Annotated in this window: 19 protein-coding genes and 1 tRNA gene; 17 read left to right on the top strand and 3 right to left on the bottom strand. The window is 66.7% G+C overall.

From position 1 onward, the window contains the following. Positions 1 to 158: 158 nt before the first annotated feature. From C3942_RS13355 to C3942_RS22320, 3 genes are read left to right on the top strand one after another with little or no spacing between them, the layout of a single operon-like run. Positions 159 to 848: a c-type cytochrome gene (locus C3942_RS13355; protein WP_104230854.1), complete on the top strand. Its 690-nt coding sequence runs from the start codon at positions 159 to 161 to the stop codon at positions 846 to 848. Next, entirely contained in the window at positions 845 to 2,110 is a 1,266-nt protein-coding gene (locus C3942_RS13350) for a cytochrome c (protein ID WP_104230853.1), read from the top strand. Before C3942_RS13355 ends, C3942_RS13350 begins: the two co-directional genes overlap by 4 nt. A gap of 59 nt (positions 2,111 to 2,169) precedes the next feature. Beyond that, the gene (locus C3942_RS22320) at positions 2,170 to 2,379 is read left to right on the top strand and encodes a hypothetical protein (protein WP_165797448.1); all 210 of its coding nucleotides are present in this window, start codon (positions 2,170 to 2,172) and stop codon (positions 2,377 to 2,379) included. Between the two features lie 204 nt (positions 2,380 to 2,583). On the opposite strand, the gene C3942_RS13340 is transcribed toward C3942_RS22320, so the two are convergent. The 3 genes from C3942_RS13340 to dapA form a co-directional block, all read right to left on the bottom strand. Then, a tRNA-Ser gene (locus tag C3942_RS13340) sits at positions 2,584 to 2,676 on the bottom strand. 69 nt (positions 2,677 to 2,745) lie between these two features. Continuing rightward, entirely contained in the window at positions 2,746 to 3,108 is a 363-nt protein-coding gene (locus C3942_RS13335; RefSeq protein WP_104230851.1) for a hypothetical protein, read from the bottom strand. Next, complete coding sequence (dapA, locus tag C3942_RS13330) at positions 3,105 to 3,983, bottom strand: 4-hydroxy-tetrahydrodipicolinate synthase (protein ID WP_104230850.1); 879 nt, start codon at positions 3,981 to 3,983, stop codon at positions 3,105 to 3,107. The genes C3942_RS13335 and dapA overlap by 4 nt, the downstream gene beginning before the upstream one ends. Before the next feature lie 156 nt (positions 3,984 to 4,139). Here dapA and C3942_RS13325 point away from each other — a divergent pair, with 156 nt between their 5' ends. The 14 genes from C3942_RS13325 (at position 4,140) to C3942_RS13260 (ending at position 15,311) form a co-directional block, all read left to right on the top strand. Next, positions 4,140 to 4,682: a glycine cleavage system transcriptional repressor gene (locus C3942_RS13325; protein ID WP_243393601.1), complete on the top strand. Its 543-nt coding sequence runs from the start codon at positions 4,140 to 4,142 to the stop codon at positions 4,680 to 4,682. Positions 4,683 to 4,692: 10 nt separating this feature from the next. Beyond that, positions 4,693 to 5,163 carry a peroxiredoxin gene (locus tag C3942_RS13320; protein ID WP_104230849.1) on the top strand — a complete coding sequence of 157 codons (471 nt, stop codon included), beginning with the start codon at positions 4,693 to 4,695 and terminating at the stop codon, positions 5,161 to 5,163. 308 nt (positions 5,164 to 5,471) lie between these two features. Then, positions 5,472 to 6,896, top strand: coding sequence for a PhoH family protein (locus C3942_RS13315; RefSeq protein WP_104230848.1), 1,425 nt, complete (start codon positions 5,472 to 5,474; stop codon positions 6,894 to 6,896). Between the two features lie 45 nt (positions 6,897 to 6,941). Beyond that, positions 6,942 to 7,265, top strand: a complete 324-nt coding sequence (locus C3942_RS13310) for a hypothetical protein (RefSeq protein WP_243393600.1) — start codon at positions 6,942 to 6,944, stop codon at positions 7,263 to 7,265. A 130-nt stretch (positions 7,266 to 7,395) separates the two neighbouring features. Next, on the top strand, positions 7,396 to 8,187 hold the full coding sequence (locus C3942_RS13305) for a sulfite exporter TauE/SafE family protein (protein WP_104230846.1): 792 nt from the start codon (positions 7,396 to 7,398) through the stop codon (positions 8,185 to 8,187). A 206-nt stretch (positions 8,188 to 8,393) separates the two neighbouring features. Then, a complete protein-coding gene (locus C3942_RS13300; protein WP_165797447.1) occupies positions 8,394 to 8,738 on the top strand; it encodes an ATP synthase subunit I in 345 nt (114 codons plus the stop codon). A gap of 3 nt (positions 8,739 to 8,741) precedes the next feature. Then, on the top strand, positions 8,742 to 9,539 hold the full coding sequence (gene atpB / locus C3942_RS13295; protein WP_104230844.1) for a F0F1 ATP synthase subunit A: 798 nt from the start codon (positions 8,742 to 8,744) through the stop codon (positions 9,537 to 9,539). An 84-nt stretch (positions 9,540 to 9,623) separates the two neighbouring features. Continuing rightward, positions 9,624 to 9,887, top strand: a complete 264-nt coding sequence (gene atpE / locus C3942_RS13290; RefSeq protein ID WP_104230843.1) for a F0F1 ATP synthase subunit C — start codon at positions 9,624 to 9,626, stop codon at positions 9,885 to 9,887. Positions 9,888 to 9,921: 34 nt separating this feature from the next. After that, the gene (locus tag C3942_RS13285; RefSeq protein WP_104230842.1) at positions 9,922 to 10,395 is read left to right on the top strand and encodes a F0F1 ATP synthase subunit B; all 474 of its coding nucleotides are present in this window, start codon (positions 9,922 to 9,924) and stop codon (positions 10,393 to 10,395) included. A gap of 11 nt (positions 10,396 to 10,406) precedes the next feature. Beyond that, entirely contained in the window at positions 10,407 to 10,943 is a 537-nt protein-coding gene (locus C3942_RS13280; RefSeq protein ID WP_104230841.1) for a F0F1 ATP synthase subunit delta, read from the top strand. A 77-nt stretch (positions 10,944 to 11,020) separates the two neighbouring features. Beyond that, positions 11,021 to 12,559 carry a F0F1 ATP synthase subunit alpha gene (gene atpA / locus C3942_RS13275; protein WP_104230840.1) on the top strand — a complete coding sequence of 513 codons (1,539 nt, stop codon included), beginning with the start codon at positions 11,021 to 11,023 and terminating at the stop codon, positions 12,557 to 12,559. A 20-nt stretch (positions 12,560 to 12,579) separates the two neighbouring features. Then, on the top strand, positions 12,580 to 13,440 hold the full coding sequence (gene atpG, locus C3942_RS13270) for a F0F1 ATP synthase subunit gamma (protein ID WP_104230839.1): 861 nt from the start codon (positions 12,580 to 12,582) through the stop codon (positions 13,438 to 13,440). Between the two features lie 30 nt (positions 13,441 to 13,470). After that, entirely contained in the window at positions 13,471 to 14,868 is a 1,398-nt protein-coding gene (atpD, locus tag C3942_RS13265; RefSeq protein WP_104230838.1) for a F0F1 ATP synthase subunit beta, read from the top strand. A gap of 20 nt (positions 14,869 to 14,888) precedes the next feature. Next, positions 14,889 to 15,311: a F0F1 ATP synthase subunit epsilon gene (locus C3942_RS13260; protein ID WP_104230837.1), complete on the top strand. Its 423-nt coding sequence runs from the start codon at positions 14,889 to 14,891 to the stop codon at positions 15,309 to 15,311.

The following is a 15,311-nucleotide window of genomic DNA, read 5'->3' as shown; positions in this document are numbered from 1 at the left end:
GCGAACAGCACCAGATGCCCCGATAAAACGCATAACAGCCAGTAGAACAGTGGCCATCTGTTATAGGTTTTTTCTCCGCTTCTGCCGACTCATGCCTGGGCCCGGGCGCCCGACAATTCCGGCGGGCCCCACTGGGGTGAATGCGGGAGAGAAGGCAGATGAAGAACAGACACCGGGCGCGATGGCTGCCGGCACTGCTGCTGGCCTGTGCCGGTGCCGCCGGCGCAGCGACGGCGGACCCGATGGCCGAGCGCGTGCGGGCCTGCGCCGGCTGCCACGGCGAAGAGGGCCGCAGCGCCATTGAGTCCTACGCCCCCTCGATCGCCGGCAAGCCCGAAGGCTACCTGCTGCAGCAACTGACCGGCTTCCGCGACGGCCGCCGCTCGCACGCCGTGATGCAGCAGATGCTGGCCTGGCTTTCGGACGACTACCTGCGCGACATGGCGCGCTACTACAGCACACGCGAGCCGGCGAAGCTGCCGCGCCCGCCCCAGGCAGCGCCGGCCGTGCTGGCGCAGGGGCGGCGCCTGGTGGAACAGGGCGACGCCGCCCGCAAGCTGCCGGCCTGCGCGGCCTGTCATGGCCAGAGCCTGCTGGGCCTTCAGCCCGCGATCCCCGGCCTGCTCAACCTGCGTGCCGAATACCTCCAGGCCCAGCTCGGCGCCTGGCGCAGCGGTACCCGGCACGCTCCGGCGCCCGATTGCATGGCCGACATCGCGGGCCGTCTCAGCGGCGAGGAGATCGCCGCCATCACCGCCTGGATCGCGAGCCGCGAACTGCCGCGGGATCACCGGCCGGCGGTCCGACGTGAACAGCCCCTGCCGATCGATTGTGGAGGTGTGCCGTGAAGACCGCACTGAAGCTTCTGGTGCTGCTGCTGGTTCCCGCGCTCGCGGGCTTGCTCTGGCTGGCCTGGCCGGACCTGCGCGAGGCGCCCGTCGAGCAAAGCCGCGCGGCGCCCGCCGGCGCGGCACAGATCGAGCGCGGCGCCTACCTTGCCCGCGCCGGAAACTGCGTCGCCTGCCACACGCAGGCCGGACAGGCGCCCTATGCGGGCGGGCGGCCCATCGGGACGCCCTTCGGCGAGGTGTTCAGCACCAACCTGACCCCGGACCCCGAAACCGGACTCGGGAGCTGGACCCCGGGCGAGTTCTGGCGCGCGATGCACCACGGCCGCTCGCGCGACGGCCGCCTGCTGTATCCCGCCTTTCCCTACACCAGCTATACCCGGGTGAGCCGCCAGGACAGCGATGCGATCTTCGCCTACCTGCAATCGCTGGCGCCGGTGCAGGCGCCGCGGCGCGAGCCGGCCCTGCGCTTCCCCTACAACACGCAGTTCGCCCTGCGCGCCTGGCGCGCGCTGTACTTCCGTCCGGGCGAGTATCGCCAGGACACGCAGCGCACGCCGGAGTGGAACCGCGGGGCCTACCTGGTGGAGGGGCTGGGGCATTGCAATGCCTGCCACACCGCGCGCAATGCCCTGGGCGGTATCGAGCTGGACCGCAACTACGGCGGAGGGCCGATCCCGAGCCTGGGATGGGAGGCGCCGCCGCTGGCTCCTGCCGGGCTGATGTCGGACGCACAGGCGGCGGAGATGGTGGAACTGCTGCAGGCCGGCACCTCGCGCCACGGCGTCGCCACCGGCCCGATGGCCGAGGTGGTCCTCCATAGCCTGCAGCACCTGCAGACCACGGACCTCGCCGCCATGGTGAGCTACATCCGCTCGCTGCCGCCCGCGGCCGGGGCGCCGGCACCGCGCCGGCCGCGAGTGTCGGAAGCGCGGCGCCAGGAACTGATGCGCCAGGGCGAGACGGTCTACCGCGAGCATTGCGCCGACTGCCATGGCGACCGCGGACAAGGGCGCGACTACGTCTATCCGGCATTGGCCGGCAACCGGATGCTCACCGGCGCCTCGGCCGGCAATGCCATCCGCAGCGTGCTGATGGGCGGCTACGGCCCGAGCACCGCCACGCATCCACAGCCGCATGGCATGCCCTCGTTCGCGCAGCGGCTCACGCCGGAGGAGATCGCCGCGGTACTCACCTATGCGCGCGGCAGCTGGGGCAACCAGGCCACCGCGGTCTCGCCGGTGGAGGTGGAGCGGCGGTAGGAGACCCGGGGGCGGCAGTCGCGCGGGCACAGTTCAGGGCTGTTGAGACCTGACGGGGCTTGCGGCTGTTCGATTCGGGAATGCGGCAAGTCTCGGCCGTCCTCGATCGAGTGCTTCACGACGCAGTTGCTGCGGATAAATTCCTGAACTCCAGTTTCAAGCTGATCGTTGTCCTGGTGCATGAGTTTGATCAGAGTGCGGAGCAGCGTGTCGAGAACGCCTGGGAAAGCGGCATCACGGCTGTCCGGCAAATGCGGAGCTGCGCATGATTGACCATCGCGACCTGAATGCTTGACGAGGCAAATTGAGACGCATTCCATGGTGGTCGTCCAGTCGCGTCGATCCGCACGCGCTTACGCGATGACCAGTGGGGGATCCCCTAGAGGGCCGGGCACTGCCGCGCCTTCGAATCCCGTTTTCCAATCCGATCCTGAAAAACAAAAAAGCCGACATTGAGTCGGCTTTTCCGTTTTTGGCGGAGAGAGCGGGATTCGAACCCGCGATACGGTTATAAACCGTATACACGCTTTCCAGGCGTGCTCCTTCAACCACTCGGACACCTCTCCTGGTTGACGGATTCGCCGTGGCCGGGGCCGCGACGGGGCGCGCATTATACCGATTCCGGCCCGGATTTCTCAGTGAGACGGCAGCTTGCTGCCAAGGCCGTCCTTCTGGAGGCGCTCCTTGGTCATCTTCTTGCGCTCCTCCGCCTTGCTCGGCGGGGCGACCTCCACTTCCTTGCCCGGCTTGTCCAGGGCCACTTCGGGCATGGCGGGAGGGGTCTGCAGGCAGGTGCCTTCCGGCACCGGCTGGGCGCCGGCCGGGACGGGCGGGATGCGCAGGGCGGAGGCCGATTCCGGGATTTTCAGGCCGTCCACCGTGGCCGGCGGGGGCATGGAGACGGCCTGCTGGTATTCGGTGTCGCCCACGCAGGCATTGCGCGAGGCGCAGCCGGCCAGCAGGGCGGCGGCAAGGACGAGGACAAGGGTACGGCTCATGAAACGGCTCCTGCAGCGCGCAACGCGGCGCGCACGGTGTCCTCGGCGGCGCTCGACAGGGGCACCAGCGGCAGGCGCAGGCCTGCCGGGATGCGGCCCATCTGGACCAGCGCCCACTTGACCGGGATCGGGTTCGGTTCGACAAACAGATCGCGATGAAGTGCCGCCAGCGTTTCATCGATTCGCGCGGCGGTGTCGGCATCGCCGGCCAGCGCGGCTGCACACATGCGGTGCATGGCGCCCGGCGCGACGTTGGCCGTCACGGAGATGTCGCCGGCGCAGCCCAGCAGGATGGACTCGCGGGCGGTGGCGTCGTCGCCGGAATACAGGGCGAAGTCCTTCGGCACCAGGGCCAGCAGTTCGCGGATGCGCGACAGCTCGCCCTTGGCTTCCTTCAGGCCGACGATGTTCGGAATCTGCGCCAGGCGCGCCACGGTGGCGGGCAGCAGGTCCACGCCGGTACGGCCGGGGACGTTGTACAGGATGATCGGCAGGTCCACCGCCTCGGCCACCGCCTTGTAGTGGCGGTACATGCCTTCCTGCGGGGGCTTGTTGTAGTAGGGAGTGACCAGCAGGGCGGCATCGGCGCCCGCGGCCTTGGCGGCGGCGGTCAGCTCGATGGCTTCCTTGGTGGAGTTGGCCCCCGTCCCGGCGATCACCGGCACGCGCTTGGCGGCCAGCTTGACCACGCGGCGGATCACCTCGATGTGTTCGTCCACCTCCAGGGTGGCCGACTCGCCGGTGGTGCCCACGGCGACGATGGCGTCCGTGCCTTCCGAGATGTGCCACTGGACCAGCGCGTCCAGGCTGGTCCAGTCCACGGCGCCATCCGGCAGCATGGGCGTGATGATGGCAACGATGCTGCCCTTGATCATGCGAGGGATTTGGTTCGAAAAAAGAGCGGCGATTATATCGCCGGAGGCCGGAATTCCGACAGGGCGGGGCGCCGGGCGGGCGCCCCCGGCGCCCCGGCCGGGTTTGCGGGCGGGGGCGGGGGCATTAAACTCTGCGCCCTGAATGCGGTGCCCCCAATGATGCCTCCCAACGACAACCTCCTCACCATTTCCGTCATCGGCAAGCCCAAGGGCAACGTGCCGCTGGAGCTGTTCAAGGCCATCCGCGAGCGCGGGGGCGAGGTGGAGGACTGCCGGATCGCCCAGATCGGCGACCGGCTCAGCGCCAACCTGCTGGTGTCGGGCAACTGGAGCACCCTGGGCCGGCTGGAAACCGCCCTGCCGGGCATCGCCGAGAAGCTGGACCTCCAGGTGCGCTACGAGCGCTGCGAGGCACGGCCCTTCAATCCGGACTTCCGCCCCTATGCGGCGGAGGTCATCGCCCCGCAGGAGCCCAACCTGCTGGTCAACATCCTGGAGTTCTTCCAGCACCAGGACGTGGTGGTGATGGAAATCTCCACCCAGAAGTACGCATCCACCTATACCGGCGCCGAGATGGTGAGCGTGCAGATGGTGCTGCACGTGCCGGTCAGCCAGCATCCGCAGGCGCTGCGCGAGTCCTTCATGGACCTCTGCGACGACCTCAACGCCGACGGCATGCTCGATCCGATCAAGACCTGAGGGGCATCCGATGGCCTTCGCCGTGGGGGACAAGATTCCGGACCTGAAGCTGGCCGCCACCGGCGGCCGCGACGTGGCCCTGCGCGCCCTGCGCGGCAAGCCGCTGGTGGTCTACTTCTACCCCAAGGACAACACGCCGGGCTGCACGCAGGAGGGCCAGGATTTCCGCGACCTCTACGAGCAGTTCACGGCGCTGGGCGCCGAAGTGCTGGGCATCTCCAAGGACAGCGTGCGTTCGCACGAGAACTTCGCCGCCAAGTACGAGTTTCCCTTCCCCCTGCTGTCCGATCCGGACGAGGCGGCCTGCCAGGCCTTCGACGTGATCCGCGAAAAGAGCATGTACGGCCGCAAGTACCTGGGCGTGGACCGCAGCAGCTTCCTGTTCGACGCCAAGGGCGTGCTGCTGCGCGAATGGCGCAGCGTGAAGGTCAAGGGCCATGCCGCCGAGGTCCTGGCGGCGCTCCGGTCCGCCGTCGCCTGATCCCGCAAAACGCCCGGATCCGGCTTCGCCGCTCGGCTTTCGCCCACGGTTTTTTTGGGCTAGTCTCCGACACAGGTACATCGGCTCGGTCAGGAGTCGGTGGAGTGTCAAACCGTCAAACGGTAGTCACAAATTACGATAAATAATCACATCCATGAATGTGAACGGCCCCACGGGCCGGGGATTCTGACCGTCACCATTGGTTTCCCAGCCGTGGTTGCCCACGCTGTCGTCCTGCCCTGCTTTGCCGCGGTTCCCGCTGGCGCGCCCCGCGCGCCTACCTCTCCTGCTGCCCAAAAACAGGCCTAATGAGCAAGCGCAAGATCTTCGTTCTCGACACCAACGTGCTGATGCACGACCCGACCAGCCTGTTCCGCTTCGAGGAACATGACCTGTTCATTCCCATGGTCGTACTGGAGGAGCTGGACGGCCTGAAGAAAGGCACCACCGAAACCGCCCGCAGCGCGCGTCAGGTCAGCCGCATGTTCGACGACCTGGTCGCCGGCAAGAACCACGCGCAGATCGAGAAGGGCATTCCGGTGCCCAGCGCGCTGTCCAAGAAGAACGGCAACGGCGGCCGCCACAACCAGCCGGCCACCGGCAAGCTGTTCTTCCAGACCAAGCCCACCGAGGCCTCGCTGCCGGGCATCCTGCCGGGCAACAAGCCCGACAACAGCATCCTGCTCAGTGCACTGGCGGTGCAGGAGCAGAACGGCGCCCGCCAGGTCACCCTGGTGTCCAAGGACATCAACCTGCGCATCAAGGCCGCCATCGTCGGCGTCCATACCGAGGACTACCACAACGACCAGGTCCTGGACGACACCGACCTGCTCTACAGCGGCTACGTCGAGCTGCCGGCGGACTTCTGGGCCACCCATGGCGACAAGATGGAGAGCTGGCAGGACAGCGTCGGCCGCGCCTGCTACCGAATCAAGGGACCGCTGGTGACCAAGTGGCACGTCAACCAGTTCCTGTTCCTGCCCGACGGCGCGGAAAAGGGCCTGGAACTGATGGTGCAGAAGATCGAGGGCAACGTCGCCGAACTGCGCGTCGTGCGCGACTACCGCAGCGGCAAGTCCAGCGTCTGGGGCATCCATGCCAAGAACCGCGAGCAGAACTTCGCCCTCAACCTGCTGCTGGACCCGGACATCGATTTCGTCACCGTGCTCGGCACCGCCGGCACCGGCAAGACCCTGCTGACCCTGGCCGCGGGCCTGGCGCAGGTGCTGGACGAGCCGCGCTACCGCGAGATCATCATGACCCGCGTCACCGTGCCGCTGGGCGAGGACATCGGCTTCCTGCCCGGCACCGAAGAGGAAAAGATGACCCCCTGGATGGGCGCCATCATGGACAACCTCGAGGTACTCACGCAGAACGGCAATGCCGGCGACTGGGAGCGCGCCGCCACCAACGACCTGCTCAGCAAGCGCATCAAGATCCGCTCGCTCAACTTCATGCGCGGCCGGACTTTCCTCAACCGCCTGGTGATCATCGACGAGGCGCAGAACCTCACCGCCAAGCAGATGAAGACGCTGATCACGCGCTGCGGCCCCGGATCCAAGATGATCTGCCTGGGCAATCTCGCGCAGATCGACACGCCGTATCTCAGCGAGACCACCTCCGGCCTCACCTACGTCGTCGACCGCTTCCAGGGTTGGCCGCACGGCGGCCACGTGACCCTGGCGCGCGGCGAGCGTTCGCGCCTGGCGGCCCACGCCTCCGACATCCTGTGAGCCTGTATCCTGTGAGCCTGGCGGAGCACACATAGGAAAAGAAAGATGCTGGGAAGAATGAAGGCCGGCGCCGTCGCAATGGCCCTGAAGGCGTTCATCGGCGATCGCTTCAAGGAATACGGCGAAGTCGAAGACCTCACGGTCGATCTCGACGCGGCGCGACTGACCCTGCGCGCCATGCTGCGCGGCGAGCGGCAGTCGGTCACCGTGTCGGTGGAGCAGTATGAGCTGCAGCAGGAGGGCGGGGACGTCTTCATCGTCCTGCGCGGCTTCTCCAGCTCGCGCGAGTGGCTGACGCTGCTGCTGACCAAGCTGTTCCGCGACAAGCGCTACAAGATTCCCGCCGCGGCCGCCAAGCTGCTGAAGTAGGCCGGCGTCCCCGGGAGCCCGCTCGTGCCGAGCCTGTCGAAGCGCGGGCGGACTCTCCGGCGGGCAGCGGGCCCGTGGCCGCCCTGCGGCAGTCAGGGGACGGACGGGCTCCCCGCCGGGAATGCCTGAGATGCTGGAATACCTCCCCGACCTCACGCCGCAGCTGCTCGCCCTCTGCGCCTTCGCCCTGCTCGCCGGCTTCATCGACTCGGTGGTGGGCGGCGGCGGCCTGATCCAGGTGCCGGCGCTGTTCGTGCTGATGCCCGGCGTGCCTCCGGCCACGCTGCTGGGCACCAACAAGCTCTGCAGCATCTGGGGCACCTCCGCGGCGGCCTGGCAGTATCTCCGCCGCGTGCCGGTCGAATGGCGCGCCACGCTGCCGGCTTGCGCGCTCGCGTTCGCCTGCTCCCTGCTGGGGGCCCGCACCGCCACCCTGATCCCGCCGGGCCAGCTGCGGCCCCTGGTGCTGGTGCTCCTGCTGGCGGTGCTGGCCCATACCCTCTGGAAGAAGGACCTGGGCAGCCTGCATGCCCCGCGCCTCGCCGGCCGCCCCGAACTGGCCGCGGCACTGTCGCTGGGCGGCATCATCGGCTTCTACGACGGGTTCTTCGGTCCCGGCACCGGCAGCTTCCTGATCTTCGCCTTCGCCGGACTGTTCGGCTTCAGCTTCCTGGCCGCCTCGGCCTCGGCCAAGCTGGTCAACGTGGTCACCAACGCGGCGGCCGTGCTCTGGTTCGGCAGCGCCGGCCATATCCTCTATGGCGTGGCCCTGTGCATGGCCGTGTTCAACGTCGCCGGGGCCCTGGTCGGGGCCCGCATGGCCATCCGCCACGGCAGCGGATTCATTAGGACGCTATACATTGCCGTGGTCGGCTTGCTCATCCTGAAGTTCTGCGCAGACCTGCTGCAGGGGCGGGGGTAGGACAATCTGTCCAAGGGGCGCCGCCGCCCCGCGCCGCTATGCTGGGAGCATGGTGTCATCCGCCCATCACGAGCCTGCGCTAAACCCTGCCCATGGCCGGTTCCGTTGCCACTGAACGGGCCTTGCAAGGTTGCCCGGGGATTCCCGGAGCCGCTATACTCTCTGTGATTGATGCGGTGCATCATGAGTTCATAAGTCGGCCGACCATGAAAGTCGCCACGAGAATTGCACTGCTCCAATTACTGATCGCGGTCGCCGGGGCTGTCCTGTGGGGTTCTTTCCAGGGCTGGATGGCGGCAGCGGCAGGTTTCTGCGGCGGATTGATCTGCGCCGTACTGACGTACTACACGGCAGTCAAGGCCCTGGGGATGGAAACATCCGACCCCAGGACCATGGTCACCAATTTATACCGCGCCGAGTCGCGCAAGTGGGTGCTGGCGATCGTCCTGTTCGGATTCGCCATCATCGTGTTCAAGGGCGCCCTGGCGCCACTGGCCACCACTTTCGCTGCCGGGCACCTCGTCTACTGGTTTGCGTTGCTCTGGAAATAGCGAATGGCAGCTTCTCCTGCAGAATACGTCACGCACCATCTGAAGCACCTGTCTTCGGGTCACGATGACGCGTTCATCACGATGTCCGCCTGGCACATCGACACGCTGATCATCTCGACCCTGCTGGGCCTGGCCTTCCTGACCCTGTTCCGCATCGCCGCCGTGCGTGCCACCGAGGGCGTGCCGGGCAAGCTGCAGAACTTCGTCGAGATCCTGGTCGAGTTCGTCGACAACTCCGTCAAGGACAGCTTCCACGGCAACCGTGCGTTCATCGCCCCGCTGGCGCTGACGATCTTCTGCTGGGTGTTCCTCTGGAACTGCATGGACCTGCTGCCGGTGGACGGCATCCCGCTGCTCTGGGCGCAGATCTACGGCGCCATGGGCCACGATCCGGCCCACGCCTACATCCGCGTCGTTCCCTCCGCGGACATGAGCGCCACCTTCGCCCTGTCGATCTCGGTCTTCATCCTGATCTTCGTCTACAGCTTCAAGGGCAAGGGCGTCAAAGGCTTCACCGTCGAGTTCCTGACGCACCCGTTCGGCGCCAAGCTGCTCCCCGCCAACGTCATCCTCAACACCGTCGAATACCTCGCCAAGCCCATGTCGCTGGCGCTGCGACTGTTCGGCAACCTGTACGCCGGCGAGCTGATCTTCATCCTGATCGCCCTGCTGCCCTGGTGGGCCCAGATCATCCCGGGTCTCGGCTGGGCCATCTTCCATATCCTCGTGGTGACGCTGCAGTCGTTCATCTTCATGACGCTGACCATCGTCTACCTGAGCATGGCCTACGAGCATCACTGATTCAGTTTTAGCGGCACGCGGTACCTGTAAAAAAGTTTTGTAGAAGCAAGTTTTTTCAACCAACACATCGCACGGAGTTACATCATGGAGCTCATCGCTCAGATCCAGGCCAGCACCGCCCTGACCATCGGCCTCATCTTCGGCCTCGCTGCCCTCGGCACCGCCATCGGCTTCGGTCTGCTCGGCGGCAAGTTCCTGGAAGGCGCTGCCCGCCAGCCGGAAATGGCCAACATGCTGCAGACCAAGATGTTCATCATCGCCGGCCTGCTGGACGCCGTGTCGATCATCGGCGTCGCCATGGGCCTGCTGATGATGTTTGCCAACCCGCTGCTCGCGGCGCTGAAGTAAGCATCGTTCTTCCCACCCTGATCCGGAGCTAGCCATGCAGGCGAGCATTCCCTCCATCGTCGGCCAGATGATCGTGTTCATCGCGTTCGTCCTGTTCACGATGAAGTTCGTGTGGCCGCCGATCACGGCGGCAATGGAAGCCCGTCGCCAGCGCATCGCCGACGGCCTCGCGGCCGCCGAGCGCGGCGCCAAGGCGCTGCAGGACGCGTCGTCCAAGAGCGACCAGGCGCTGGCCGAGGCCCGTACGCAGGCCCAGGACATCCTGAGCGCCGCCAACAAGCAGGCTTCGCAGATCGTGGAGCAGGCCAAGGGCACCGCGCAGCAGGAGGCCGACCGCATCGTGGCCAAGGCGCAGGACGACGTCGGCCGTGAAGTGGCCCGTGCCCGCGAAGAGCTGCGCAAGCAGGTCGGCGAGCTGGCCGTCATCGGCGCCTCGAAGATCCTGAAGCGCGAGATCGACGCCAAGGCTCACGCCGACGTGCTGAGCGACCTGGCGGCCCGCGTCTAAGGATCCAGACCATGGCGGACATCACCACCCTGGCTCGTCCCTACGCCAAAGCGGTCTTCGAGCTTGCCCGCGACAGCGGCAAGTTCGCCGACTGGAGCGGCGTGCTCAAGACGATCGCCGACGCCGTTACCGCGCCGCAGGTTGCCGCGCTGCTGGGCCACCCGGCCCTGACCCGCGCCGACCTGGCCGCCGCGCTGACGCAGACCATCGGTCCCAAGCTGGGCGCCGAGGGCACCGCGCTGCTGAAGCTGCTGGTCGAGAACGGCCGCCTCGTGGCCGCCGCCTCGATCGCCCAGCAGTACGAGGCGCTGCGCGCCGAGGCCGAGTCCCGCGCCGATGTCGAGATCACCACCGCCGTGCCGGTGGCCGATTCTCAGCAGCAGCTGCTGGCCGGTGCGGTCAAGAAGCGTCTGGGCCGTGATGTCGTGATCGCCTGGGGTGTTGACGAGAAGCTGATCGCAGGGGCCGTGATCCGTGCCGGCGACCTGGTGATCGACGGCTCCGTCAAGAGCGAACTCGAGCGTCTGGAAACGGCGCTCGCGCATTGAAAGTAAAGGTCCGCGAAGTGCGCGCAAGCGAGCTTCGCGTGTTTTGCGGACAACCTAATTGTTAAAGAGACGAAGCAATGCAGCTTAATCCTTCGGAAATCAGCGACCTGATCAAGGCGCGCATCAAGAACTTCGACGGTGCCGCCGAAGCGCGCAACACCGGCACGATCGTGTCGCTGCAGGACGGTATCGTCCGCGTGCACGGCCTGTCCGACGCGCTGCAGGGCGAAATGCTCGAGTTCCCGGGCAACGTCTTCGGCCTGGCGCTGAACCTGGAGCGTGACTCCGTGGGCGCCGTGGTCCTGGGCGACTACAAGCACCTCGCCGAAGGCGACACGGTGAAGACCACCGGCCGCATTCTCGAAGTGCCCGTCGGCGAGGCCCTGCTGGGCCGCGTCGTCAACGCGCTGGGCCAGCCGATCGACGGCAAGGGCCCGATCGCCGCCGCCGCCACCTCGCCGATCGAGAAGGTCGCCCCGGGCGTCATCGCGCGCCAGTCGGTGAGCCAGCCGGTGCAGACCGGCTACAAGGCCGTCGACTCGATGGTTCCCATCGGCCGCGGCCAGCGCGAGCTGATCATCGGCGACCGCCAGACCGGCAAGACCGCGATGGCCATCGACGCCATCATCAACCAGAAGGGCACCGGCATTAAGTGCGTGTACGTCGCGATCGGCCAGAAGGCCTCCTCGATCGCCAACGTCGTGCGCAAGCTGGAAGAGAACGGCGCCATGGGTCACACCATCGTCGTCGCCGCTTCGGCCTCCGAGTCCGCCGCCCTGCAGTTCATCGCGCCGTACTCCGGCTGCTCGATGGGCGAATACTTCCGCGACAAGGGCGAAGACGCGCTGATCATCTATGACGACCTGTCCAAGCAGGCCGTTGCCTACCGCCAGGTGTCGCTGCTGCTGAAGCGCCCGCCGGGCCGCGAAGCCTACCCGGGCGACGTGTTCTATCTACACAGCCGCCTCCTCGAGCGCGCCGCCCGCGTCAACGCCGACTACGTCGAGAAGATGACCAACGGCGCGGTCAAGGGCAAGACCGGCTCGCTGACCGCGCTGCCGATCATCGAGACCCAGGCCGGCGACGTGTCCGCGTTCGTTCCGACCAACGTGATCTCGATCACCGACGGCCAGATCTTCCTCGAGACCGACCTGTTCAACGCCGGCATCCGTCCGGCCATGAACGCCGGCATCTCCGTGTCCCGCGTCGGCGGCGCCGCGCAGACCAAGGTGATCAAGAAGCTCTCCGGCGGCATCCGTATCGCCCTGGCGCAGTACCGCGAACTCGCGGCCTTCGCCCAGTTCGCCTCGGACCTGGACGAAGCCACCCGCAAGCAGCTCGAGCGCGGCCAGCGCGTCACCGAGCTGATGAAGCAGAAGCAGTACCAGCCGCTGTCGGTCGGCGCCATGGCCGGCACGCTGTACGCGGTGGAGAAGGGCTACATCGACGCCGTTCCGGTCAGCAAGATCCTGGCCTGGGAAGCCGGCCTGCACCAGTTCCTGGGCAACAGCCACGGCGAACTGCTGGGCAAGCTGAACACCGGTGACTGGAACGACGCGCTCGAGGCCGGCCTCAAGGCCGCGCTCGACGCCTACGTCAAGCAGTCCGCCATCTAAGTACCGACCAGGGACACGCCGTGCCGGGCTCCAAAGAAATCCGCACCAAGATCAAGAGCGTAAAGAATACGCAGAAGATCACGCGCGCGATGGAAAAGGTCGCCATGTCGAAAATGCGCAAGGCGCAGGATCGCATGGCCCAGGCCCGTCCGTACGCGGAGAAGATCCGCCGTACGCTGGGCCACATCGCGCAGGCCAACGCCGAGTACGTCCACCCGTTCATGGTGGAGCGTCCGGCCAAGCGCGTCGGTCTGATCATCGTCACCTCCGACCGCGGCCTGGCCGGCGGCCTCAACGTCAACACCTTCCGCGTCGCGCTCAAGGCGCTGCGCGAGTACAAGGAGAAGAACGTCGAGGTCGAGCTGGCCCTGATCGGCAACAAGGCGGTCTCGTACTTCAAGCGCCTGGGCGGCAACGTCACGGCCACGCAGACCCACCTCGGCGACCGTCCGCACCTGGACCAGCTGCTGGGCGTGATCAAGGTGATGACCGACGCCTACCGCGAAGGCCGCATCGACCGCCTGATGCTGGTGTCCAGCACCTTCGTCAACACCATGACCCAGCGTCCGCAGCTGCGCCAGCTGCTGCCGGTGGAGCCGGTGAAGGACGAGAAGCTGCTGGCCCATTGGGACTACATCTATGAGCCCAGCCCGGCGGGCCTGCTCGACTTCGTGCTGCAGCGCTACATCGAGTCGCAGGTCTACCAGGCGGTGATCGAGAACGCGGCCTGCGAACAGTCCGCGCGCATGGTGGCGATGAAGTCGGCGACGGATAACGCCGGCAAGATCATCACCAACCTGCAGCTGGTCTACAACAAGGCCCGCCAGGCAGCGATCACCAAGGAAATTTCTGAAATCGTCGGCGGCGCCGCCGCGGTTTAACGCAACAGTATTCGGTTAAAGGAAACTCAAATGAGCTCCGGCAAGATTGTTCAGGTCATCGGCGCGGTCGTCGACGTGGAATTCCCGCGTGACGCCATCCCCAAGGTCTACGACGCCCTCAAGATCGGCGGCACCGACCTGACCCTCGAAGTGCAGCAGCAGCTGGGTGACGGCACCGTCCGCACCATCGCCCTGGGCGCTTCCGAAGGCCTCAAGCGTGGCCTGACCGTGACCAACACCGGCGCGCCGATCTCCGTGCCCGTCGGCCCGGCGACCCTCGGCCGCATCATGAACGTGCTGGGCGAGCCGATCGACGAAGTCGGTCCGGTCGCGTCCAAGGACCTGTGGGCGATCCACCGCGCGGCCCCGACGTACGAAGACCAGGCGGGCTCCACCGAGCTGCTGGAAACCGGCATCAAGGTCATCGACCTGCTGTGCCCGTTCGCCAAGGGCGGCAAGGTCGGCCTGTTCGGCGGCGCCGGCGTGGGCAAGACCGTCAACATGATGGAGCTCATCAACAACATCGCCAAGGCGCACTCGGGCCTGTCCGTGTTCGCCGGCGTGGGTGAGCGTACCCGTGAAGGCAACGACTTCTATCACGAAATGATGGAATCGGGCGTCGTCGACGCCAAGAACCTCGGCAACTCCAAGGTGGCGATGGTGTACGGCCAGATGAACGAGCCGCCGGGCAACCGTCTGCGCGTCGCCCTGACCGGCCTGACCATGGCCGAGTACTTCCGCGACGAAGGCCGCGACGTGCTGTTCTTCGTCGACAACATCTATCGCTACACCCTGGCCGGCACCGAAGTGTCCGCGCTGCTCGGCCGTATGCCGTCGGCGGTGGGCTACCAGCCGACCCTGGCCGAGGAAATGGGCGTCCTGCAGGAGCGCATCACCTCCACGAAGAAGGGCTCGATCACGTCGATCCAGGCCGTCTACGTTCCGGCCGACGACCTCACCGACCCGTCCCCGGCGACCACCTTCGCGCATCTGGACTCCACCGTCGTGCTGTCGCGTGACATCGCCAGCCTGGGTATCTACCCGGCCGTCGACCCGCTGGACTCCACCAGCCGCCAGCTCGACCCGAACGTCATCGGCGCGGAGCACTACAACACCGCCCGCGACGTGCAGGGCGTGCTGCAGCGCTACAAGGAACTGAAGGACATCATCGCGATCCTGGGCATGGACGAACTGTCGGAAGACGACAAGCGCGCCGTGGCCCGCGCCCGCAAGATCCAGCGCTTCCTGTCGCAGCCGTTCCACGTGGCCGAAATCTTCACCGGCTCGCCGGGCAAGTACGTCTCGCTGAAGGAAACCATCCGCGGCTTCCGCGGCCTGGTGGACGGCGAGTTCGACCACATGCCGGAGCAGGCCTTCTACATGGTCGGCACGATCGACGAGGCCGTCGAGAAGGCCAAGAAGCTCTAAGCTTCGCGCACGGGACAGTCATGGCATCCATTCACGTTGACATCGTTTCCGCCGAAGGGCAGATCCATACGGGCGAAGCCCAGATGGTGTTCGCCCCGGCCGAGATGGGCGAGGTCGGCATCGCGCCGCGCCACACCCCGCTGCTGACCAAGCTGGTGCCGGGTGCGGTGCGCGTGCAGCAGGCCGACGGTTCCGAGCTGTCCTTCTTCGTCGGCGGCGGCATCCTCGAGGTGCAGCCGCACCTCGTGACGGTGCTGGCCGACAGCGCCCTGCGCGCCAAGGACGCGGACGAAGCCGCCGCCCTCAAGGCCAAGCAGGACGCCGAGGAGAAGCTGGCCGGCGCCAAGGGCGACATCGACCTGGCCAAGGCCCAGGCCGAGCTGATCGAGGCCGCCGCCCGCCTGCAGTTCGTGCAGAAGCTGAAGAACGCCTCCCACCGCTAA

The organism is Solimonas fluminis (assembly GCF_002930645.1).
Taxonomy (GTDB): domain Bacteria; phylum Pseudomonadota; class Gammaproteobacteria; order Nevskiales; family Nevskiaceae; genus Solimonas_A; species Solimonas_A fluminis.
The sequence above is the reverse complement of the archived record's forward strand: the minus strand, read 5'-3'. Positions and strand labels throughout refer to the sequence as shown.